We start from the raw sequence: 21960 nt of genomic DNA, 5'->3' as shown, positions 1-21960 counted from the left end.
ACCCAGCATTTCAAATGTGGGCGAAAGCCCAAGAGGAATTAAGACATGAACCAAGTAACAAATTTTGCAAATCCGATCGCAAAACCGGAAACATTTGACCAGATCCAGATCGGCCTGGCTTCACCAGAGCGTATCCGCAGCTGGTCATTCGGTGAGATCAAGAAGCCGGAAACCATCAACTACCGGACGTTCAAGCCAGAACGTGACGGCCTGTTCTGCGCGCGCATCTTTGGTCCGGTAAAGGATTACGAATGCCTGTGCGGCAAGTACAAGCGCATGAAATATAAAGGCATCGTCTGCGAAAAATGCGGTGTCGAAGTCACGGTAACCAAGGTTCGCCGCGAACGCATGGGCCATATCGACCTTGCTGCTCCGGTTGCACATATCTGGTTCCTGAAATCGCTGCCATCGCGCATCGGCCTGTTGCTCGACATGCAGCTCAAGCAGCTGGAACGCGTGCTCTATTTCGAAAGCTATGTGGTTATCGAGCCCGGTTTGACGGCTCTGGAAAAATTCCAGCTGCTGACCGAAGACGAAATGCTCGAAGCGCAGGATGAATATGGCGAAGACGCTTTCTCTGCCGGTATCGGTGCAGAAGCGGTCAAGATCATGTTGCAGGACCTCGACCTGAAGCAGGAACGCGACGATCTGATGGAAGATCTGCGGACCACCAAGTCGACGCTGAAACCAAAGAAGATCATCAAACGCCTGAAAGTGGTCGAAAGCTTCATCGATTCCGGCAACAAGCCGGAATGGATGATCCTCGAAATCATTCCTGTGATCCCACCCGAGCTGCGCCCGCTGGTGCCTCTGGATGGCGGCCGTTTCGCGACCTCCGATCTCAACGACCTCTATCGCCGCGTCATCAACCGGAACAACCGCTTGAAACGCCTGATGGAACTGCGCGCGCCGGATATCATCGTCCGTAACGAGAAGCGCATGCTTCAGGAATCGGTCGATGCATTGTTCGACAATGGCCGTCGTGGCCGGACCATCACCGGTGCCAACAAGCGCCCGCTGAAATCGCTGTCCGACATGCTCAAGGGCAAGCAGGGTCGTTTCCGTCAGAACCTTCTCGGCAAGCGCGTCGACTATTCCGGTCGTTCGGTCATCGTGACCGGTCCTGAGCTGAAATTGCATCAATGCGGTCTGCCGAAGAAAATGGCTCTGGAGCTGTTCAAGCCGTTCATCTACGCACGCCTTGACGCCAAGGGCCTTTCGATGACGCTCAAGCAGGCCAAGAAATGGGTCGAAAAAGAGCGCAAGGAAGTCTGGGACATTCTGGAAGAAGTGATCCGCGAGCATCCGGTGATGCTGAACCGCGCACCAACGCTTCACCGTCTCGGCATCCAGGCATTCGAACCGGTATTGATCGAAGGCAAGGCCATCCAGCTTCACCCGCTGGTCTGCTCCGCCTTCAACGCCGACTTTGACGGTGACCAAATGGCTGTCCACGTTCCGCTGAGCCTCGAGGCGCAGCTGGAAGCACGTGTCCTGATGATGTCGACCAACAACATCCTGTCACCTGCAAACGGCAAGCCAATCATCGTTCCTTCGCAGGATATGGTTCTCGGCATCTATTATCTTACAATGGATCGCAAAGGCGAGCCGGGTGAAGGCATGTTGCTGGCCGATATGGCCGAAGTGCATCAGGCACTGGAAATTGGCGCAGTAACCCTGCACTCCAAGATCACCACCCGGGTTCCGCAAACCGACGAGGACGGCAAGCCGATTCTCAAGCGTTTCGAAACCACCCCGGGCCGTCTGCTGATCGCCGAATGTCTGCCGAAATCGCACCTGGTGCCGTTCGACATCGTCAACCGCTTGCTGACCAAGAAAGAAGTCGGCGACGTGATTGACCAAGTCTATCGTCATACCGGTCAGAAAGACACGGTCCTGTTCGCCGATGCGATCATGGGTCTTGGCTTCCGCCACGCTTGTCGTGCCGGCATCTCCTTCGGCAAGGATGACATGATCATTCCGGATTCCAAGGACAAGACGGTTGAAGAAACCCGTACCCTGGTGGCTGATTATGAACAGCAATATCAGGATGGTCTGATTACCCAGCAGGAAAAATACAACAAGGTGATCGACGCCTGGTCCCGCTGTGGTGACACGGTTGCGAACGCGATGATGGACGAGCTGGCCGCGACGCCAGAGGACGAACATGGCCGCGAGCGCGAGATCAACGCAATCTACATGATGAGCCACTCCGGCGCCCGTGGTTCGCCAGCCCAGATGAAGCAGCTGGGCGGCATGCGCGGCCTGATGGCGAAACCTTCCGGCGAGATTATTGAAACACCAATTATCTCGAACTTTAAGGAAGGCCTGACGGTTCTGGAATATTTTAACTCCACTCACGGGGCGCGTAAGGGCCTTGCGGATACGGCGTTGAAAACGGCCAACTCGGGTTATCTGACCCGTCGTCTGGTTGACGTTTCACAGGATTGCACGATCGTCGAAGAAGATTGCGGCACCGAAAACGCGCTGGAGATGAAAGCCATCGTCCAGGGCGGTTCGGTTATCGCATCGCTTGGCGAACGTATCCTGGGCCGCACCATGGCCGAAGATATTGTCGACAGCAAAGACGACAGCGTTGTGATCAAATCCGGCACGTTGCTGGACGAAGCGGCTATCGTCGTGATCGAGGAGCTCGGCATCCAGTCCGCGCGCATTCGTTCACCGCTGGTCTGCGAATCCAAAATGGGCGTCTGCGGCACCTGCTACGGTCGTGATCTTGCTCGCGGTACACCGGTGAATATCGGTGAAGCGGTTGGCGTTATCGCAGCCCAGTCGATCGGTGAGCCAGGCACGCAGCTGACGATGCGGACCTTCCACATCGGCGGCGCGGCACAGCTCAACGAGCAGTCCAATCTGGAATCGGTGGCAGAAGGTGTGGTCGAATATCGTGACATGCCGGTCATCGAAGACAAGAACGGACGCTTCCTGTCGCTGGCACGTAGCGGTATCATCGCCGTGATCGACAATGACGGTCGCGAACGCTCTGCCGACAAGGTGCCTTATGGTACCAGCGTGCTGATCAAGGACGGCGCCAAGGTAAAACTGGGCGATCGTCTGGCCGAATGGGATCCGTTCACCATGCCGATGATCACCGAGAAACCGGGTGTCATCAAGTTCCAGGACGTCATCGAAGGCAAGACGATGACCGAACAGACCGATGAAGCCACCGGTATCGCACAGCGTGTGATCACGGAATATCGTGCTTCGGGTCGTGGAGCCAACAAGGAAGACCTTCGTCCCCGCCTCACCCTGCTGGATGAGAATAGCGGTGAATCCGGTCGCTACATGCTCGCCAATGGCGCAACCCTGTCGGTTGAAGACGGTGCCAAGGTTGCTGCCGGTGACGTGCTGGCGCGTGTTTCTCGCGAAGCTGCGAAAACCCGCGACATTACGGGTGGTCTGCCACGTGTGGCCGAACTGTTCGAAGCGCGTATTCCGAAGGACAATTCGATCATCGCGAAAATCGACGGACGGATTGAATTCGTTCGGGACTATAAAGCGAAACGCAAGATCGCGATTGTTCCGGAAGAGGGCGAACCAGTCGAATATCTGGTGCCGAAGACGAAAGTCATCGACGTACAGGAAGGCGATTTCGTCAAGAAGGGCGACAACCTCGTTTCCGGTTCTCCGGATCCACATGATATTCTTGAAGTTCTCGGGGTAGAGGCGCTGGCCGAATATCTCGTTTCGGAAATTCAGGAAGTCTATCGTCTGCAGGGCGTGAAAATCAACGACAAGCATATCGAGACGATCGTTCGTCAGATGCTGCAGAAAGTTGAAATCACCAATGGCGGCGATACGACGCTTCTTCCGGGCGAACAGGTCGATCTTGAAGAGATGCTGGAATATAACGCCAAGCTGACCAAGAAGCAGGAACCTGCTGCCGGCAAGCCCGTTCTTCTCGGTATCACCAAGGCGAGCTTGCAGACCCGCAGCTTCATCTCTGCGGCTTCTTTCCAGGAAACCACCCGGGTGCTTACCCAGGCGGCTGTCGAGGGCAAGAAGGATCAACTGATCGGTCTCAAGGAAAATGTGATCGTTGGTCGCCTGATCCCGGCCGGTACCGGTGCGGGCATGAACCGTGCGCGGATCGCGGCAACCAGCCGCGATGCGGCATTGCGGGCGCAACAGCAGAAAATGCTCGACGCGATGCAGGCTGCGGCTGATCTGAAGGCGGAAGAAGTGGCAAATGCCGCGGCTGCTGCACCGGCTGCCGAAGCAGAGCCAACCGCTGCTGACGTGTTCGGCGAAACACCGGTCGAGGAAGTCTTGATTGCTGCGGATAGCTCCGAAGAACAGCATGCTGCCGAACTGGCGCAAGGCGATGAAGCTGCAACGGGCGATTCACACATGGCAAAAACCATGGGTGAAGGCATCGAGGCAAGCGACACCGAAGCCGCCCAGAGCGATGAAGATAAAGAAGAATAGTCTTCCTCGTCTGAAACCGAATTAAAAAAGGCCCCGCTGGAGACAATCCAGCAGGGCCTTTTTCATGTTGGTGAGACAGGCGCGAGCAGTACTGTCCGCTAGAATCTGATCTCGCACACCGACATCCGGCCCTGCACAGTGGTCCGCCACTGGCCAGTCCACTCACCACCCTGCGAGGCCGCGACCGCCGGACATTTTGTCCGCGCATCCTGCTGGCTCCAGATTGGCCCGGCATTCACGTTACGGGTCCTGCTGGCCGGAGGGGGAGCCGGACGCGGCGTCGGGCGAGAGGCCGTCTTTTGCCGCGAAGTCGATGTAATTTGGTAAAGATCGGACTTGGCACCGCCATTCTGGCCATAGCCGACCCATTTGCGATGGAGGTCCAGTTGCAACTGTATATTGCGTGAGCTGTCATTCAGATAGACCGACCACTGGTCCCGCCCGGTTTCGGCGAATTCAAACATTGCCCGGCCCTGGACATTATATTCTGTCCAGCGCCCCGGGCCGGTCTGCCTGAAACTGCCGCCGGAAAAAAATACCTGCTGGACGTTGCGGCCATCTGTCAGGGCGCTTGGCGCTGAACGCGGTGGTCGCATCCGGCCTTCGTTGCGAAAAGCGCTGGCTATCGGATAGAAGTCGCGCTTGGGACCTCCATTGTCGCCAAGTCGGATCCATTTGCGGTGAATATCGATCTGCAACTGCACATTGCGCGAAGGATCGTTGAGATAGACCGACCAGTCATCGCGCCCGGTTTCGTTGAATGTGAACTTCACTCTGCCATCGGTACCATATTCGGTCCAGTGCCCCCTGCCGGTTTCCCGAAACAGCCCGCCGTTGAACCGCGCCTCCGAGACATTATATCCGTTCACACCCTGCTGCTGCCGCTGGGCCAGCGCTGCTTCGGAAAAGATCAGGGATGTCGATCCCAGCGCGGCAACGGTCAGACCCATTGCCGCCGCTCTGTTTAGAAATTTCATGGATTCCCCACTTTTGTTGGCGCGACCCGTAAATGGGTTGGCACAAAGCGGGCATGGTTTCCAAGACTCTTTGTGTTATTGGAAAAAAGTCCGTCAGTGGATCGCTGACGGACTCCCTGATCTTATCGACCGCAATACGGATCAGGCTGCTGCCACTTTCTCCAGCGCCTGGTCGAGTGCTGCTTCACCCTTCATCATCTGCTGGTCCGCCGCGATGATCGTTACATCAGTGATACCTACAAAGCTCAGCACATGCCGCAAATAGCCGGATGCGAAGTCAATCTCGCTGCCGACTTCGGTGCCGCCCGATGCGATCAGCACATAAGCTTTCTTGCCGCTGAGCAAGCCTTCTGGGCCATTGGCAGTATAGTGGAAGGTCTTGCGGGCACGGGCGATCAGGTCGATCCATGCCTTGAGCGCCGCCGGTACAGCGAAATTATAAATCGGCGTTCCAATCACCAGCGTGTCGGCTGCGATCAGTTCATCGACCAGGGAGTCCGACAAGGCCAGCTCCGCCTTTTGGGCTTCGGTTCTTTCGTTTTCGTCGGTGAAGTTCGCGCGCACCCAATCCTCCGTCACGAAGGGCAGGACCTCGGTAAGATCGCGGGTGACGATATTGTCTGGAGCGAGCCTTTCCATAAGGGCATCGGTCAGGGCGCGGGACGATGAGCCGACTTTGCGGGCACTGGCGTCGATACGGAGGATGTTTGTGGACTGGGTCATGAAATTGTTCCTTTTGCTGTGTAATAAGACGAAAAAAATGGAGGGACGCTCTGGGATCAGGGGATAGGGAGCGCCCCTCCGCGAGCGGGGAGTTAGTTTGAGGGCTCCCACGCTTCGACAAAGACAAATTCGGCCTCGTCAATCGCTTCAATCTGTAGTGACGAGACATCCCGGATCGCCAGAGAATCGCGCGGACCAACAAGCTCGCCATTGACCCGGATCTGACCGGTGGAGCCGACCAGATAGACATGGGCGCCATCGGCAATCTGATGCGCGATCGTCGTGCCTGCGCTGAGCGTGGCGCCATAGAGGCGTGCATCCGCCCCTATCATCAGCGCACCATGCTTGATGTCCTCCTCGAAGCCGCTAGCCAGAATTTCCAGCTGACCGGAGCGATCGCCCTTGGGGAAGGCTTTCGCATCCCAGCGGGGAGCACCGCCCGCGGCGCGCGGTTCGATCCAGATCTGGAACAGGCGGGTCTGTTCGTCCTCCAGATTATATTCGCTGTGCATCACGCCGGTGCCGGCGCTCATCACCTGGACATCACCGGCCTCGGTACGGCCTTCATTGCCCATATTGTCGCGGTGGGTAATCGCCCCTTCGCGGACATAGGTGATGATTTCCATATCCTTGTGGCCGTGCATCGGAAATCCGGTCTTCGGCTTGATTTCGTCATCATTCCACACCCGGATCGGTCCAAAACCCATGCGGGCCGGGTCCCAATAATTGCCAAAGGAAAAATGATGGCGGGCCTGCAGCCATTCATGATCAACATGGGCAAGATCCTTGAACTCTCGTTTCTCGATCATTGTGTTTCTCCTGTTCGAGTGGTTCGTGTTCCCACTCTGCTTGAGATGGAGATAGGCCGCCGACTATGTTTCCAAAATAGCCAATATTGAATTTGATTGTTTCCAATAGTTATCTAATATGTCGCCATGGCACTACCCGATTATGAAGCATGGGCGATATTTGCAGCGGTTGCGCGGCTGGGCAGCTTCACCGCCGCCGCACAAGAACTCGCGCTTTCCAAACCGACAATCTCGAAAGCGATCTCTCGGCTGGAACAGTCGCTCGGCACCGTCCTGTTCCACCGCACATCGCGCAAGATTTCCCTGTCCACTGCAGGCAAGTCGCTTCTCCATCATGCCCAGCAGATCGCCCGTGACGGCGAGGCGGCGATGGAGGCCGCGCGCGATACCACCCATTTGTTGCAGGGACAGGTGCGTCTGGCCGCGCCGCTCAGCTACGGCCTCTCGCATCTCGCACCGGTGATCGCCGACTTCATGTGCGCCTATCCCGAGATCACCGTTGACCTGCAGCTCAATGATGCGCGGGTTGATCTGGTCGAGGAAGGCTTTGATTGCGCCATCCGGATCGGCGCGCTCCCCGACAGCAGCCTGCGGGCTATCCGGTTGCGCAAGATGGACGGCTATTTCATTGCCGCCCCGAGCTATGTCGAGCGCAAGGGCCAGCCATCAACTCCGGCTGACCTGAACGACCATGATTGCTTCATCTATTCGAACACGCCGATCCCGGAGATATGGCAAATCACGGGCCCGGATGAGCAGATGACGAACGTACGCCCCAAATGCCGGTTCCGCAGCAATAATGGGGATGTCATGCTCCCGGCGCTGATAGCCGGACGCGGAATCGGCTATCTGCCCGATTTTCTGTGTCAAAAGGCACTGGATGCAGGAGAGCTGGTCGATATTCTTCCGGGTTGTCACATCGGGGATATCGCCCTCAATATCGTCATGCCCCCTTCCCCCTTGCGACCGGCCCGGGTCGATGCACTGGTGGACTTTCTGAAGGACAATTTGCGCTAGCCAAGAGCAAACGGCACTGAGACCACGTCATTTCGCTGTCCTACATCATCGGGATTTTGTATCTTTCCCTGATGACCAAAGAAATGCAGATATGGCCCAATTGCAACAAGCTTCTTCCCGATGGGCAATCTGGATGGTCCGACCGGCGCGTTTTTAGCTAAATTTTGCAGGTCAGGAATATTTTTCTCTTACACTGTAAAGTTTGTAAAGTTCATCAGGAAAACAGGTCCGAAAATTAATGCCGCTCGAAACCATATTCCTTTTTTTGATCACCGACCTGATGTTTTGTCTCACCCCGGGGCCGGCAACAATGGTCGCCGTCAGCCATGCCCTGCCCCATGGTCCGGCAGGGGGAATGCGCGGCGCGCTTGGACCGATCGTGGGCGTGAATATCGGAAATTTCATCTGGTATGGCCTGACCGCTTTTGGTCTGATTGCACTGATCAATGCCGTTCCGACTGCTTATGCCATTCTTCGCTGGATCGGTGTCGCCTATCTGGCCTGGATGGCGTTTCAGATGCTGAGGGGCAGCACCAGCGCTCTTGCCAGACAATCAGCGAAGAGCGCCGGTTTCCGCAAAGGATTTCTCAATGGTCTGGCGGTGCATATGTCCAATCCCAAGGCACTCCTGTTCTACACCGCGTTCATCCCGCCATTCATCGATCCCGATGGCAATGTGATGCTGCAATTTGCGATATTGGCTGGATTGACCGTCATAACGGAAACCACCGGCCTGACCTTCTACTCCGCTCTCGCTTCCAAGGCTCGCAATCTGGGCAATGCCGATCAGGCACAGCCGCTGTTTCAGAAAATCGCCGCGATCGTTCTGATCGGTGCAGCGTTGATATTGGGATGGTGGAACCTCACCGATCATGCGATATAAAATGCGTTCAACCTGCCGACAGGAGCAACGGGCTAGATGGGCTTTATGATCAGAATCTGGATTTCTCTGCTGGCGTTGAGCTTCGCCGGACCACTATCGGCACAGGAAGCCGCTGATGACGGGGTCAGCGCCGACATGATTTTGGCGATCAAGGGCCTGCAACTGCTTGACCAGCGGTTGAACGCCATCGGTTATCGACTGGTCGATGCCAATGCACCCTATTGCGATCAGAAAATCGCCAGAACCGGTCTGTTGCTCAATGATGTCGCACAATATGCAGATCAGGCAACCGCCCGCTTCGCCCTTGGTTTTGAAGGTTCGATAGGAATCACTGCAGTGGCTCCGCACAGTCCGGCCGAAACCGCAAAATTGTCACCAGGTGACACTCTGTTTGCCATCAACGCTCTACCCGTCGATGACATTGCAATTGACGATCCCGAACTGTCCAATGAACAGCCGGTCTATCGCAGGGTCGCGGCTATCAATCAGCTACTGGAAGATACACTTGCGGAGGATAATATCCAGTTGACGATCTCTCACGGCGGCATCAGCCGGATTGTTCCGGTCGGGCGCGTCATGACATGTCCGGGACGGTTCCAGATCCGGGTCAGTGCCGACAGGAGTGCTAGCGCCGATGGCAAAATGGTCAGCGTCTCATCAGGTCTGGCGGAATATTTTCTGAACGACGATGAATTCGCTGCCGTGGTTGCCCACGAACTGGCTCATAATCTGCTGAAACACCGCGAACAGCTTGATGCGAAAAACGTCAATCGGGGATTTTTCGGACAATTTGGCAAAAGTGCAGGTGAGATCAAGGCCGCCGAAATCGAGGCGGATCGCTTATCGATATGGTTGATGGCCAATGCCGGCTATGACCCGCAAGCGGCAGTGCGCTTCTGGACCCGCTATGGAGAGGAGCATGGTAAGGGCATTTTCTCCGCTTCAACCCATTATCGCTGGAAAAAACGGGTGAAGTTGTTCGAAGAGGAAATGGCGAAAATGGCAGCTACCAAGGCGGTGGAGGGCAAATATCCGCCACCACTATTGGCCAAGACAGACTGACTCAATCATACCGGTTGTAAGCGTCCTTGCAATTGCGGCGCTCTTCCTTGTTCTGCGCTTCATCCAGACAAAGATCCCGCTGGTTCTTCCGGTCAGCGAGCACTTTACGGCCCAGATCTTCTTCCTTCTCCGACTGGCTCTGTGTGGTCGCATCCACGGCCGTCTCAACTACCGTTCCGGCAGCCTTGAACGGCGCTGTGATGATCTTGCTCGCGACGCAGCCGGACAATAGCAGAGGAATGAGAGCCGCCGATAAGATAGGTGATATGCGCATGAAATATTCCTCAGATTCTTTGAGCGGCCAATGGGATCGGCTCCGCATGAATAGCGAAGCCGGCCGTCATTGCGCCAGCAGTTTCTCAGCCATGGTCCGAATATCGCTGCCAATCTCCGGATGAGCCAGTGCCATCGCCAGATTGGCTTCGACATAGCCCTGTTTCGATCCGCAATCATAGCGTTTGCCGTCAAAGGTCATGCCGTGGAACGGCTGCTTGCCAATCATCTGCGCCATTGCATCGGTCAGCTGGATTTCGCCCCCCGCACCGGCTTCCTGCGTTTCCAATATCCGCATCACTTCGGGTTGCAGGATATAGCGACCCGGAAGGATCAGATTGGATGGCGCAGTGCCCGCCGCCGGCTTTTCAACGAGCCCTTTGACCTCGGTGATCGGACCATCGCGGTAACCCGGGTCAATGACACCGTAAGACGGGGTATCCTCGATCGGGATTTCCAGCGCGCAAACAATATTGCCGCCCAGCTTTTCATAGGCGCTTACCATCTGCTTCATGCAGCCGGGAGAGCCGACCATGAATTCGTCGGGCAGAAAAATTGCAAAAGGCTCGTCGCCGATAATGTCCCGCGCGCACCAGATGGCATGGCCGAGACCGAGCGGCTCCTGCTGCCGGACAAAGACACAGTCGCCGGCCCGCAAACGGGTTCCCTCAAGCACCGATCCATCTTTCGATCGGTCGGCCATGGTCCGTTCCAGTTCATAGGCCATATCGAAATGATCCTCGATCATCCCCTTGCCGCGACCATTGATGAAAATCATCTGGTCGATTCCGGCTTCCAGTGCTTCATCCACGGCATATTGCAGAAGCGGGCGGTCGACGATCGGGAACAATTCCTTCGGCATCACCTTGGTCGCCGGCAGAAACCGGGTTCCCATGCCCGCGACCGGGAAAACGGCTTTTCTGATCGGTTTCATGGCTTGCTCCTAATCCTTCAACTTGTCGGCAAAACTGGTGCGCAGTTTTTGCAGCTTAGGCGGGATGGTGGCGACACAATAAGGATTGCTGCGGCCCTCGTCAGCCCAATATTGCTGATGATAATCTTCCGCAACATACCAGGGCGCAGGCCCTTCGATCGTAGTCACAATCGGTTCGGACCGGCTCTCCCCAGCACGGACAATTGCCGCTTCCGCTTCGGCACGCTGGTCATCATCAAGCGGAAAAATCGCCGAACGATACTGAGTGCCGATGTCGTTGCCCTGACGATTGAGCTGGGTCGGGTCATGAGTTGCGAAGAAAATGTCGAGCAGGTCGGAATAGCTCACCACCGTGTCATCAAACCCGATCTTGATCGCTTCGGCATGGCCGGTCGCACCCGAACAAACCTCCCGATAAGTAGGATCTAGCTTTTCGCCGCCGATGTAGCCGCTTTCGACCGACTGCACCCCGGCAATGTCATTGAACACCGCTTCGGTGCACCAAAAACAGCCACCGGCAACAATGGCTTCCTGCTTTGCCATAAACACTCCTCTTACACGGTGACTGCATCGCCCCCGCTATTTGCGTTCTTCTTCTCTTCATCGCGCCTGGCGACAAGAAGATACATGGCGGGTGTTACCACGCGAGACAAGAGGGTCGAGCTGATCAACCCCCCGATGATGATGGAAGCCAGCGGTGCATAAAGCGCGCCACCCCAGAGCGCGAGGGGGGTCAAGCCGCCAATTGCGGTGATCGAAGTGAGCAGGACCGGCAGGAAACGGACCTCGCCAGCCCTTTCAATCGCATCCCGCAACTCCATGCCCTGATCCCGCAGCTGGGCGGTAAAATCGACCAGCAATATCGAGTTCTTGATTTCAATTCCGATCAACGCGATAAACCCGATAAGGGCCATCACGCTCAGCGAGTTGCCGGTAAAGAAAAGAGCGAGAATACCGCCAAAAGTGCCCAGAGGGACGACGCCGGCGACCACGATTGTTTCACGGAACCGCCTGAACTCAGCCACCAGAACCGCAAACATGAGCATGAATGCGGTAAGGATCAAGGGGCCGAAATTGCCAAAAGTTTCACCAATTTTCTCCGCTTCACCGCCGACCGACCATTCATAGCCTTCTGGAAATTTAATCCCTTGCAGCTGCTCCACAGCGCGGTCGTTGACTGTCGAAGGGATTTCACCAAAGTCGACCTGAGCGGTAACCAGAACCGTTCGCTGCAACTGGTAACGCTGGATTTGCGGGGTCACATTGGTGAGCTTCGGATCTGTTATCTGGGCTAGCGGCACCGGATCGCCGGTGCGCGTGGCGACATAGATTTTTTCTAGCACCGATATTGGAAGATTGTCCTCGAATGGGAAGCGAACAGTCACGGGATAATTATCGCCCTCCTGGTCGCGAAAAGATGCTGCGCGCTCGCCGCTGATTGCCAACCGGATGGCACGGCGCGGTTCACCGGATGGAATATTGAGTAGCGCTGCTTTCTTTTCATTCAATCCGATGTCCAGATCAATCTTGTCGGTTTCCACCGGATTGACAATATCGCGCGCGCCCGGCGTTTTTCGCAAAACATCGGCAATCGTTCCGGACAATTGTTTGAGCTTGTCCAATTCCGGGCCGGCGACCCGGATAACAATCGGCGCTTCCACCGGCGTACCATTTTGAAAAAGTTCGATCTTCACCCGGGCGCCGGCAATCTGGTCGAGTTGCTTGCGCAATCTATCGATCATCTCCGGACCTTCGCGTGTGTCCCATTCGTCCAGCACCGCCAATACTTCACCATAGTTGATGCGCTCGGCCTTCGGTCCGACATTGTAAAACACTTGTGGATTGCCGTTTCCGATATTTTCCGCTCGCACTTTTATACTGGGTTCGGTTTCCAGAATTTTTGTGACTTCGGCCACGATCCGGTCAGTACGATCCAGGCTGCTGCCCTGCTCTGCTTCGACCGAAACCCGGAAATAGGGAGCGTCAGCAAAGGGAAATAGTGAAAAGCCCAAAGACGGGATCAGTGCAAAAGCGGACAGGCACAAAACCATGGCCAGTGCCACGGTCTTGACCGGTGCCCCCAAAGCGATGTGCAGGAAAGGGCGATAGAACCTCTGGATTTTGTCATTTACCCAGCGCAACGCCCGATTCCCCTCGGGATTCTCATCCCGCCGAAGCATGCGACTGGCGAGGAACGGAATAAGAGACAGGGAGATCACCAGCGATGAAATCACCGTCGCGATAATGGCGATGAAGAACGATCTGGTATAGGATCCGGCACCGCTGGGCAGAAACAGCAACGGCACGAAAGCAAGCACCAGAACGGCCGTCGAACCAATCACCGCTGCGCGAATTTCCAAGCTCGCCTCGATCGCGGCTTGGGCTCTTGTCTTGCCCATTCGTAGATGACGGGCGATATTCTCTGTGACCACAATGCTGTCGTCCACCAGCAAACCAAGGGAAACAATAAATCCGGCGATGGAAAGCTGGCTGAGATTATATCCCATCGCATATAGGACCAGCAAGCCCGAGGCGAGCGAGAGCGGGATCGATATCATGACGATCCCCGAGGACCGCAGTCCCAGAGGCAAAAGCGTGAAGATCACCAAGGCGATGGCAATCGAGAAGTCGCGAGTCAGTTCGTTCAGTCGCCGCTTCACATCGCGACTCTGGTCGAACTGCATGACCAGTTTTATATCCGGAGGCAAGACCAGTCGCTGCTGATCCATTACGATATCCAGTTCCTTTTTCAGGCGAGTGACATCAACAGCATCTTTTTGCGTAACATTGAGAAACACCGCGCGCTGACCATTGTGGCGGGTACGGTAGAGCTGTTCCACAGCACCCCATCCAACGTCCGCGACATCGCCCACTGTCAAAAGTGACCCACTCGACGCCCTGAGCGGCAATCCGCGAATGGCATCGAGATCCCGAAATGCCCCGCCAGCTTCGACGTTCAGCCTTCGCTCCCCGCTCTGCACCGCGCCTCCTGGCAAGTCTGCACCTCCTTGGCGGACGGCATCGGCAATCGCACTGGCAGGAACCCTGAGTTCGGACAACCGGTCCGGCATGACCTCGACGCTGACTTCCGGCTGCGGCAGGCCAAAAATCCGGGATTCCCGGACGCCAGGATTGCGCATGAATACATCGACCATATCTTCTGCATATTTTTCCATCCGCCGCCACGAAGCCGTTTCGCTGACCAGAGCCACTTGCATGACGGCAGCCTCCGTGGTGCGGATCTTGCGGAATTCCAGTTTCTGCAATTCTGCCGGCATTTGATCACGGATCGCGGATACTTCCCGCACCACGTCATCGAAATAGCCGTCGACATCCCCCGACCACTGGCTGAATTCAACCCGGATAACCGTTCCGCCATCCGTACTCGTCGATCGCACCTCCGCGATGTCATCCAGACTCTGGACGACATCTTCTATCGGCTTGGCGACTGTCTCTTCCATTTCCTGCGCATCAGCGCCAGGCTGAATTGCGATGATATTGACCGCAGGGATAGGAAAATGGGGGTCGACTGCCTTGGGAATATCGCTGAGCGCGGTTATTCCCAGCAAAGCGAGCAGGATGAACAGGACCGAACTGAGCTGCCAGCGGGAAATGACGAAGCGGGCAAGCATATCAGACCCGACAATCCTTGTTATTCAAAACACCACTCATCGTGATGGCCGGATCGGCTTTATCAGATCGCCGTTCCTCAGCTTCTCGACACCGCGAATCACGATAATCTCGCCTGCCGCCAACCCGCTCAGGATTTCAAGATTCTTGTCGGTCAATTTGCCAATCTCGACATTGCGCTGCCTCACCCGGTTTTTGTCATCGACCACGAACACCAGACCTTCACCGGTACGGACACCGAATATCGCGTTGGCGGGTATTGCAAAGGTTGCCGATGTCTCGCGAGCGACCTGGACTGAGACCATGCCCAATTGACCGGAACGCAGCCGTTCGCTGCCCGGAAGCGAGAAGCTCACTTCGAATGTTCCCGTTCGCTCATCCGCCCGCCCGTCTTTTTCGCTAACGACGGCATCGAACGGCACATCCGAAATAGCCGATACCAGAACCTTGGCGGGCATGCCGACGCTCAAACGGGCGGCATCGGAATCGGTCATAGGCACGCGCAGAACAAACCCTTTGTCAATTTCTCCCAATACCAACCCGGTCATGCCTGCCGTTACAATTTGCCCGGCATCGATATTGCGTGTCAGAATAATGCCACTGCTGGGTGCGCGGATATAAGAAGTCCGGCTGGCAAATTCTGAAGACTCGATTCGCGCCCGGGCAGCGCGTGCCGCCGCCTCGGACTGCTCGAGACGCGATTTGGTGACCCAGCCATCTTTGAACAATTTCTGGATTCTGGCATATTCGGACTCAGCCCGATCTCGTTCTGCGCGTGCTGCGCTAAGGTCCGCTGCAACCGTACTGTTGTCCAGAGCCGCAAGAACGGCACCACGCTTCACTCTATCACCTTCTTCGTAACGGACCGAAGCAACTTTGCCGCTGGTGGTAAAACCCAGTGATGTTTCTCTGCGCAAGCGAACCGTCCCGGCGGCATTAAGGGTTTCACTCTCGCTGGCTGGCTGGACAATGGTCACTGCCGCCGGAATCGGATCAGTGGATTTGGGTTTTGCTTCCGGTTCGCTAACGCTGCATCCGGTCAAACAAACCAGACCGATCAAAATCGAGAATATCGTTCTGCCAAGCGTCATATTGCGCACTACCACCCCTAATGGATTTGTCTTAAGTCGCTAACGGGCCCTGACCAATAGAAAATTGCGAAATCACACAAAAAAGGGCCGGATTATTAATCCCGGCCCTCCAAATGTGTTATTAAAGAGTCAGTATTGATTTTTTGCGCCGACGATCTCCTGGCCAGATCCACCCATGATCTTATAGACGATTTCCGCCAAAATTGCGCCAGTGATTGGTGCCACCCGGAAAATCCAGACCTGAGAAAATGCGATACCGCCTCCGATCAGGGCGGGACCGGTACTTCTGGCTGGATTAGCCGAAGTGTCGGTTACCGGGATGCTGATAAGGTGGATCAGCGTCAGTCCCAGGCCGATCGCCAAAGATGCGAAGCCAGCTGGCGCCCGACCATCGGCCGCGCCGCGAATGATCAGCAAAAAGAGCAAGGATGAGCAAGACCTTGATCGCGTTCCGGGCTCCCATGGCGAAGCCACCGGGCGAATGCTCTTCAAGTAAGGCGGCCTGTAATACTATGTAAAAGGCGGGTTATTCCGGGGTTGCCGCCCGGCCCAGACGATCATTCAGCGCAATACCGATACCGTCCTCGGGAATCGGTGCCACGGCAATTCGCGGCATCTCGCTCGCGTCCGCATCGTGCAGCGCGGCGAACAAAAAGCTCGCAGCTTCGGCAAGATCTGACCGGGGCGACAGGTTTCGGTCCCCCGATATCAGTCCAAAGCCGATATGATATTCATCCGGAGCGGCAGTTTTCGCATTGAGGCGAAGCGGTTTCGTCGGGGCATAGTGGGACAGCATCTGTCCGGGAGCCTCGATTTGATCCGTGACTGTCAATATCGGTGGTTTGCCAACAATGGCTTCTAGTTGCACTGCCGTTATCGGGCCAGGCCGCAAGATCCGGTAGTTATCGTCAGCAATAGCTACGATGGTCGACTCAATCCCCTGCTCACACGGTCCACCATCCAATATCATCGGTGCCGCCCTGCCGAGACTGCGCGCAACATGATCGGCAGTGGTCGGGCTGATCCCGCCGCTGCGGTTGGCCGATGGTGCAGCTAGAAACAGGCCTGACTCCCGGAGCAATTCGCGCATCACCGGATGCGCAGGACAACGCAGTGCAATTGTGTCCAGACCAGCGGTAACGGCGGCAGCGACCGGACAGTTTCCGCTCTTTGGCACCACGAGCGTCAAAGGCCCCGGCCAGAATGCCTCTGCGAAACAAATTGCGAGTTCGTCAAATTGCCCGAGTTGCTTGGCCGCTTCCAGATCCGGAACATGGACAATCAGCGGATTGAAATCCGGCCGCCCCTTTGTCCGGTAAATCTCCGCTACCGCAGCTGCGTTGGTCGAATCGGCAGCCAGACCATAGACGGTTTCAGTCGGCACCGCGACCAGTCCGCCCGCGCGCAAGCGGGCCGCGGCCTCGCCGATGGTCGCATTGCCGTAGCGGCGCGCTTCACCGCCAATATGATCATTTGAGCCGGACATGACCCTGCGCTATAGCCCAGCGGAAAATCAGGCAACAACGGATAGCAAATAGATGAGTTTTACAGCCCCCGGTCGCGAACAGAATTTCGTCCTCAAACATATCGCCGATATCGGCGAACTGGCGAGCCATGACCGTTTTGCCGGTGCGAGCGAGGATATGGTCGAAGCGATTGTCGAAGGCATCGGACAATTTGCGGCCGGAGAATTTGCACCGCTCAATCGGATTGGCGACACGGTCGGTGCGCGCTGGAAGGATGGCAGCGTGACCATGCCAGAAGGTTACAAGGACGCTTATGCACAATTCGTCGAAGGCGGCTGGGCATCGATTGACGGCCCGGAAGATTTCGGCGGCCAGGGCCTGCCCTATTCGCTCTCGGCGCTGATCCTCGAAACCTGCGGCGCTGCCAATTTCGCTTTCACCCTGTGCCCGATGCTCAGCTTCGGCGCGATCGAGGCCATCCACGTCCATGGATCCGACGAGCAGAAAGCCCAATATCTGCCCAATCTTATTTCCGGCGCCTGGACCGGCACTATGAACCTGACCGAGCCGCAGGCTGGCTCCGACGTCGGCGCGCTGCGCTCCACCGCCGAACCGATCACCGAGGGCGGACATGCCGGCAAATACCGGATCAAGGGCCAGAAAATCTACATCACCTTCGGCGAACATGATCTGACCGACAATATCATCCATCTGGTGCTCGCCCGTACCCCGGGAGCGCCCGAGGGAACGCGCGGCATTTCCCTGTTCATCGTCCCCAAATTTCACCTCGACGCCGACGGCAATCCCGATGCCCCCAATGACGTGACCTGCGTGTCGATCGAGCACAAGATCGGCATCCACGCTTCACCCACATGCGTCATGGCTTATGGCGAGCAGGGCGAATGTATCGGCGAAATGATCGGCGGCGAATTTGGCGGCATGAAGGCGATGTTCACGATGATGAACAATGCCCGCATCAATGTCGGTTCACAGGGCGTGCAGATCGCCGAGCGGGCAACCCAGCAGGCCAGCCACTATGCCACGGAACGGGTCCAGTCGGCCCGCGCCAGCAGCGGCGACAAGACACCTGTCGCAATCATCGAACATCCCGATGTACGGCGGATGCTTTTGCGGTCCAAGGCGCTCACCCAGGCCGCCCGCGCCTTGCTCTATTATGCAACGTCGAGCGTCGACCGCGCTACCGTCGGTATCGAAGGGGCCAAGTCCCGCGCCGAAATCCTGACCCCGCTGATCAAGGGCTATGGCACCGACATCGGCAATGAAGTCGCCTCGCTTGGCGTACAGGTCCACGGCGGCATGGGCTTCATTGAGGAAACCGGCGCCGGCCAGCATTTCCGCGACGCCCGGATCGCGCCGATCTATGAAGGCACCAATGGCATTCAGGCCGCCGATCTGGTCGGCCGGAAACTGGGTCTGGATGGCGGCGATGCGATGACTGCGCTTATTGCCGAAATCCGCACTGAGGCGAAGGAAGAAGAGAGCCTGCTGGCTCTTGCCGACAGCTGCGAGCATATCAGACAGTGGATGGCCAGCGGCGAGGCATCGATTGATGACCGGCTGGCGGGAAGCTATGCGTTCATGACCATGCTGGCGACTGCAACCTGCGGCATGCTGATGAAGAAACAGCACCGGACTGCATCCGCTGAACTGGCCGGAGGCGATGATATGTTCCTCAAGGCCAAGCTGGTAACCACCCGCTATTATCTCGATCATATCGTCCCGGAAGCGCTCGGCCTCAAGGCAGCTGCAATGGGCGGAGCCGAGATATTGTACAGTCTGAGCAGCGCCGAGCTGGCAGGCTGATTGTGGCTGACGAGGGCCATAAGGATGTTCTGGATCGCATTGCCGATGCGCTCGAACGTCTGGCCCCGCCAGCTGCCAGCCCGGTTGATCTGAAATCGGGCGACGCGTTTCTCTGGGACGGACGCGCGCCCAAGATGATCACGCCGTTCCAGCCGACCGATATCGGCCTGCTTACTGGCATTGATCAGCAAAAGGCCCGCTTGCTCGACAACAGCAGCCGCCACGCGCAGGGCCATGCCGCGCATGATGTGCTGCTCTGGGGTTCTCGCGGCATGGGCAAGTCGGCGCTCGCCAAAACGGTGGTCCGAGCGTTGCAGGTAGAGGGCGAAGATATCGCGCTGGTCGAGGCACCGTCGGACCATCTGGAAACGCTACCGTCGCTGTTCGAGCTACTGGCTAGGTCAAAGCGACGCTTTATAATCTTCATCGACGATATCGGCTTCGCCGAGGGCAGCAGCGAACCGCGTACGCTGCGCTCGATGCTGGAAGGCGGCGCGAGCCAGCGGCCTGCAAATGTCCGCCTTTACGTTACCTCGAACCGCCGCCACATCGTGCCGCGTCAGATGAGCGAGCAGGATGATCCGGTAAACCCGCGCGACGCGGTCGATGACCAGCTGGCACTATCCGATCGTTTCGGCTTGCGGTTGGGCTTTCACGCCGCATCACAGGACGACTATCTGGCGATCATCGCCCGCTATGCCGAGGCCCATGACCTGGATTTCAAACGCGAGGGTGCCCTTTTATGGGCGAAGCAGCGTGGCAGCCGGTCGGGCCGGGTGGCGTGGCAATATATCGTCGAAATGGCCGGACGCGCCGGCAAGTTTCTGGCCTAGACCTATTTCGCTGTTGCCGCGGCCGGCTTGGCTGCATCCTTGCGTGAGACCCGCCAGATAATTCCGCCGACATCGTCGCTGACCAGCAATGCACCAGTTTGGTCAAAGGCGACCATCGTCGGACGACCGCGTGCGGAATCCTCGTCATCGACGAATCCGCTCAGGATCGTGACCGGCTTGCCCTCGGGTTCGCCGCGCTGGCTGAAATTAACATAGACCACATCATAGCCGGAAAGGGGCTGACGATTCCACGAACCGTGGCGCGCGACTACCGCACCCGTGGCAAAGGGTTTGCCCAGCGCCTGGCCATGAGAAAAGGCGAGACCCAGCGGCGCGACATGCGCGCCCAGAGCATAATCCGGCCGCCGTTCATATTGGCGGTGGTCGAGATTTTTCGGATCGACTCGCGGATCTACATGGCCGCCCCAGAAATGCCAGGGCCAGCCGTAATGCGCGCCCCAGCGCACTTCGGTAAGATAGTCCGGCACCATGTCACTGCCCAGCATGTCGCGCTCGTTGACCACGGTATAAAATTTGTCGGTGCCCGGCAAATAGGCCATGCCAACCGGATTGCGCATGCCATCAGCATAGATGCTCTTCTTGTTGGTCGCGAGTTCAACCTGCAAAATGGCAGCGCGCTGTTTTTCAATATCCATGCCATTTTCGCCGATATTGCTGTTCGAACCGACCGAAATGTAGAGATATTTGCCGTCATCGCTGGCCAGCAGATCGCGAGTCCAGTGGTTATTCGGCGCCTTCGCATTCAGATTGGCGACCTTGCGGCCCTCGGCAGTGATTTTAGTGTCGCCTTCCGAATAGGGATAGGCATAGACCGCATCGGTGTTGGCGACGTAGAGCGTGCCATCAATCAAAGCCATGCCGAACGGCGAGTTGAGGTTTTCCAGAAAAGCGAATGTCTCGTCCACCTTGCCGTCCTTGTCGCTGTCGCGCAGCAGGCTGATCCGGTTAGCCGATTCGGTTCCCGCCCCGGCCTTGCTCATCAGATTGCGCATGATCCAACCTTCGATCCCCTTGTTGGTCCGCGGCGGGCTGTTGGTTTCCGCCACCAGAAGGTCACCATTGGGCAGGCGGAACATGCTGCGCGGGTGGTCCAGTCCCTCGGCGAAGCGCTCGACTACAAGGCCTTCGGCTGCAACCGGGCCCTCGCCTTCACCCCAAGGCTTGGCTTTTGCGATATTGATGGTCGGGAATTTTTCCGAGCGGACATTGGTCAGATCCGGTTCCACACCGGTAGTCGCTTCGAGCGGCAAGCGAGCGGTATCGCCACGAGTGAAATAATATCCTGCACCGATCCCCAGGACGATGAGCAGAATCGCGATATTTCTAATATGTTTCAGCATGAACCGATAATAGGTGGCGGCAATCGTCCTGACAAGCGCGCTCTCAGATGCTTACCGGCCTTTCCACCAGATGAGCAGCGCCGCCAATGTGCCAAGCGCCAGCCCGGCCAGCAAACCGGCAGAAGGCTGTCCCATATAGCCGCCAACAAAAGCGCCGGCAATCGCGCCAATTGCGATGAACACGCCACCACCATTGCGATTTTTCGAGCCATCACTGGAAGGATTGGAAGCATGTTTCTGGTTTTCAATAGTCATGCTCGCAGCCCTAAACGAGGAAGGAATAGATGACCAGAACTTCCCATCCAACATATGTTTAACATATTGGTAACCTTGACTTTTGAAGATATTTCCACCGGTCGACTATAGGGCTTGGGTCAGAGATTGGAGGCAGGGTCGCTTCCCGACAATGGAGCCTTTGATGCAATTACCGATATTTATAGACTCCACCCATTATAACGATGCCGAACTGCTGATCAGCAACTTTGGTGAAGAAGCCGGACTAGAAGCGGCCAATCGCGCTGACAAGAGCCGGTCGCTGGGCAATCACCTCCATTATTGCAAATGGAAACAAGTGGAACGGCTGTGCGTTTTGCTATCCCTCGACGAGACAATCGGTACGGTCCACTGA

Annotated in this window: 19 protein-coding genes; 7 read left to right on the top strand and 12 right to left on the bottom strand. The window is 56.8% G+C overall.

What is annotated here, in order from left to right:
• Positions 1-45: 45 nt before the first annotated feature.
• On the top strand, positions 46-4449 hold the full coding sequence (gene rpoC / locus AZE99_RS01805; protein ID WP_067197553.1) for a DNA-directed RNA polymerase subunit beta': 4404 nt from the start codon (positions 46-48) through the stop codon (positions 4447-4449).
• Between the two features lie 98 nt (positions 4450-4547).
• Here rpoC and AZE99_RS16220 read toward each other — a convergent pair whose 3' ends face one another.
• The 3 genes from AZE99_RS16220 to AZE99_RS01790 all read right to left on the bottom strand — a co-directional run bounded on the left by AZE99_RS16220 (position 4548) and on the right by AZE99_RS01790 (position 6958).
• On the bottom strand, positions 4548-5426 hold the full coding sequence (locus AZE99_RS16220; RefSeq protein WP_197460226.1) for a mannan-binding lectin: 879 nt from the start codon (positions 5424-5426) through the stop codon (positions 4548-4550).
• A gap of 141 nt (positions 5427-5567) precedes the next feature.
• The gene (locus tag AZE99_RS01795; RefSeq protein WP_067197548.1) at positions 5568-6149 is read right to left on the bottom strand and encodes an FMN-dependent NADH-azoreductase; all 582 of its coding nucleotides are present in this window, start codon (positions 6147-6149) and stop codon (positions 5568-5570) included.
• Positions 6150-6241: 92 nt separating this feature from the next.
• The gene (locus AZE99_RS01790) at positions 6242-6958 is read right to left on the bottom strand and encodes a pirin family protein (protein WP_067197546.1); all 717 of its coding nucleotides are present in this window, start codon (positions 6956-6958) and stop codon (positions 6242-6244) included.
• A gap of 126 nt (positions 6959-7084) precedes the next feature.
• Here AZE99_RS01790 and AZE99_RS01785 point away from each other — a divergent pair, with 126 nt between their 5' ends.
• From AZE99_RS01785 to AZE99_RS01775, 3 genes are all read left to right on the top strand, one after another.
• Positions 7085-7975 carry a LysR family transcriptional regulator gene (locus tag AZE99_RS01785; protein ID WP_067197544.1) on the top strand — a complete coding sequence of 297 codons (891 nt, stop codon included), beginning with the start codon at positions 7085-7087 and terminating at the stop codon, positions 7973-7975.
• A 238-nt stretch (positions 7976-8213) separates the two neighbouring features.
• Positions 8214-8858 carry a LysE family translocator gene (locus AZE99_RS01780; RefSeq protein WP_067197541.1) on the top strand — a complete coding sequence of 215 codons (645 nt, stop codon included), beginning with the start codon at positions 8214-8216 and terminating at the stop codon, positions 8856-8858.
• A 45-nt stretch (positions 8859-8903) separates the two neighbouring features.
• The gene (locus tag AZE99_RS01775) at positions 8904-9920 is read left to right on the top strand and encodes a M48 family metallopeptidase (RefSeq protein ID WP_197460224.1); all 1017 of its coding nucleotides are present in this window, start codon (positions 8904-8906) and stop codon (positions 9918-9920) included.
• A gap of 1 nt (position 9921) precedes the next feature.
• On the opposite strand, the gene AZE99_RS01770 is transcribed toward AZE99_RS01775, so the two are convergent.
• The 7 genes from AZE99_RS01770 to AZE99_RS01740 all read right to left on the bottom strand — a co-directional run bounded on the left by AZE99_RS01770 (position 9922) and on the right by AZE99_RS01740 (position 17334).
• On the bottom strand, positions 9922-10194 hold the full coding sequence (locus AZE99_RS01770; RefSeq protein WP_156472053.1) for a DUF6726 family protein: 273 nt from the start codon (positions 10192-10194) through the stop codon (positions 9922-9924).
• 66 nt (positions 10195-10260) lie between these two features.
• Entirely contained in the window at positions 10261-11127 is an 867-nt protein-coding gene (locus AZE99_RS01765) for a UTP--glucose-1-phosphate uridylyltransferase (RefSeq protein ID WP_067197534.1), read from the bottom strand.
• Between the two features lie 9 nt (positions 11128-11136).
• Positions 11137-11670, bottom strand: coding sequence for a peptide-methionine (S)-S-oxide reductase MsrA (gene msrA / locus AZE99_RS01760; RefSeq protein WP_067197531.1), 534 nt, complete (start codon positions 11668-11670; stop codon positions 11137-11139).
• Between the two features lie 11 nt (positions 11671-11681).
• Positions 11682-14759, bottom strand: coding sequence for an efflux RND transporter permease subunit (locus AZE99_RS01755; RefSeq protein WP_067197529.1), 3078 nt, complete (start codon positions 14757-14759; stop codon positions 11682-11684).
• A 36-nt stretch (positions 14760-14795) separates the two neighbouring features.
• The gene (locus AZE99_RS01750; RefSeq protein WP_067197527.1) at positions 14796-15848 is read right to left on the bottom strand and encodes an efflux RND transporter periplasmic adaptor subunit; all 1053 of its coding nucleotides are present in this window, start codon (positions 15846-15848) and stop codon (positions 14796-14798) included.
• 129 nt (positions 15849-15977) lie between these two features.
• Positions 15978-16211, bottom strand: coding sequence for an aquaporin (locus AZE99_RS01745; RefSeq protein WP_335339217.1), 234 nt, complete (start codon positions 16209-16211; stop codon positions 15978-15980).
• Between the two features lie 163 nt (positions 16212-16374).
• On the bottom strand, positions 16375-17334 hold the full coding sequence (locus tag AZE99_RS01740) for an L-threonylcarbamoyladenylate synthase (protein WP_067197521.1): 960 nt from the start codon (positions 17332-17334) through the stop codon (positions 16375-16377).
• A 52-nt stretch (positions 17335-17386) separates the two neighbouring features.
• Between AZE99_RS01740 and AZE99_RS01735 the strand changes: the two genes are divergently transcribed.
• Positions 17387-19138 (top strand): acyl-CoA dehydrogenase, encoded by a 1752-nt coding sequence (locus tag AZE99_RS01735; protein ID WP_067197518.1) that lies wholly within the window; start codon positions 17387-17389, stop codon positions 19136-19138.
• 2 nt (positions 19139-19140) lie between these two features.
• Complete coding sequence (locus AZE99_RS01730) at positions 19141-19971, top strand: ATP-binding protein (RefSeq protein ID WP_067197515.1); 831 nt, start codon at positions 19141-19143, stop codon at positions 19969-19971.
• A 2-nt stretch (positions 19972-19973) separates the two neighbouring features.
• On the opposite strand, the gene AZE99_RS01725 is transcribed toward AZE99_RS01730, so the two are convergent.
• Complete coding sequence (locus AZE99_RS01725) at positions 19974-21332, bottom strand: PQQ-dependent sugar dehydrogenase (RefSeq protein ID WP_067197513.1); 1359 nt, start codon at positions 21330-21332, stop codon at positions 19974-19976.
• 51 nt (positions 21333-21383) lie between these two features.
• Complete coding sequence (locus tag AZE99_RS01720; RefSeq protein WP_082788188.1) at positions 21384-21587, bottom strand: hypothetical protein; 204 nt, start codon at positions 21585-21587, stop codon at positions 21384-21386.
• Positions 21588-21750: 163 nt separating this feature from the next.
• Between AZE99_RS01720 and AZE99_RS01715 the strand changes: the two genes are divergently transcribed.
• Positions 21751-21960: a hypothetical protein gene (locus AZE99_RS01715; protein ID WP_067197510.1), complete on the top strand. Its 210-nt coding sequence runs from the start codon at positions 21751-21753 to the stop codon at positions 21958-21960.

This window comes from Sphingorhabdus sp. M41 (assembly GCF_001586275.1).
Lineage (GTDB): Bacteria > Pseudomonadota > Alphaproteobacteria > Sphingomonadales > Sphingomonadaceae > Parasphingorhabdus.
The sequence above is the reverse complement of the archived record's forward strand: the minus strand, read 5'-3'. Positions and strand labels throughout refer to the sequence as shown.

What these genes read in the sequence shown, in the direction of transcription:
- AZE99_RS16220 (WP_197460226.1), bottom strand. Translation starts at nt 5,426, where the DNA reads ATGAAATTTCTAAACAGAGCGGCGGCAATGGGTCTGACCGTTGCCGCG.
- AZE99_RS01740 (WP_067197521.1), bottom strand. Translation starts at nt 17,334, where the DNA reads ATGTCCGGCTCAAATGATCATATTGGCGGTGAAGCGCGCCGCTACGGC.
- AZE99_RS01775 (WP_197460224.1), top strand. Translation starts at nt 8,904, where the DNA reads ATGATCAGAATCTGGATTTCTCTGCTGGCGTTGAGCTTCGCCGGACCA.
- rpoC (WP_067197553.1), top strand. Translation starts at nt 46, where the DNA reads ATGAACCAAGTAACAAATTTTGCAAATCCGATCGCAAAACCGGAAACA.
- AZE99_RS01790 (WP_067197546.1), bottom strand. Translation starts at nt 6,958, where the DNA reads ATGATCGAGAAACGAGAGTTCAAGGATCTTGCCCATGTTGATCATGAA.
- msrA (WP_067197531.1), bottom strand. Translation starts at nt 11,670, where the DNA reads ATGGCAAAGCAGGAAGCCATTGTTGCCGGTGGCTGTTTTTGGTGCACC.
- AZE99_RS01785 (WP_067197544.1), top strand. Translation starts at nt 7,085, where the DNA reads ATGGCACTACCCGATTATGAAGCATGGGCGATATTTGCAGCGGTTGCG.
- AZE99_RS01735 (WP_067197518.1), top strand. Translation starts at nt 17,387, where the DNA reads ATGAGTTTTACAGCCCCCGGTCGCGAACAGAATTTCGTCCTCAAACAT.
- AZE99_RS01755 (WP_067197529.1), bottom strand. Translation starts at nt 14,759, where the DNA reads ATGCTTGCCCGCTTCGTCATTTCCCGCTGGCAGCTCAGTTCGGTCCTG.
- AZE99_RS01795 (WP_067197548.1), bottom strand. Translation starts at nt 6,149, where the DNA reads ATGACCCAGTCCACAAACATCCTCCGTATCGACGCCAGTGCCCGCAAA.
- AZE99_RS01765 (WP_067197534.1), bottom strand. Translation starts at nt 11,127, where the DNA reads ATGAAACCGATCAGAAAAGCCGTTTTCCCGGTCGCGGGCATGGGAACC.
- AZE99_RS01720 (WP_082788188.1), bottom strand. Translation starts at nt 21,587, where the DNA reads ATGACTATTGAAAACCAGAAACATGCTTCCAATCCTTCCAGTGATGGC.
- AZE99_RS01770 (WP_156472053.1), bottom strand. Translation starts at nt 10,194, where the DNA reads ATGCGCATATCACCTATCTTATCGGCGGCTCTCATTCCTCTGCTATTG.
- AZE99_RS01750 (WP_067197527.1), bottom strand. Translation starts at nt 15,848, where the DNA reads ATGACGCTTGGCAGAACGATATTCTCGATTTTGATCGGTCTGGTTTGT.
- AZE99_RS01780 (WP_067197541.1), top strand. Translation starts at nt 8,214, where the DNA reads ATGCCGCTCGAAACCATATTCCTTTTTTTGATCACCGACCTGATGTTT.
- AZE99_RS01715 (WP_067197510.1), top strand. Translation starts at nt 21,751, where the DNA reads ATGCAATTACCGATATTTATAGACTCCACCCATTATAACGATGCCGAA.
- AZE99_RS01725 (WP_067197513.1), bottom strand. Translation starts at nt 21,332, where the DNA reads ATGCTGAAACATATTAGAAATATCGCGATTCTGCTCATCGTCCTGGGG.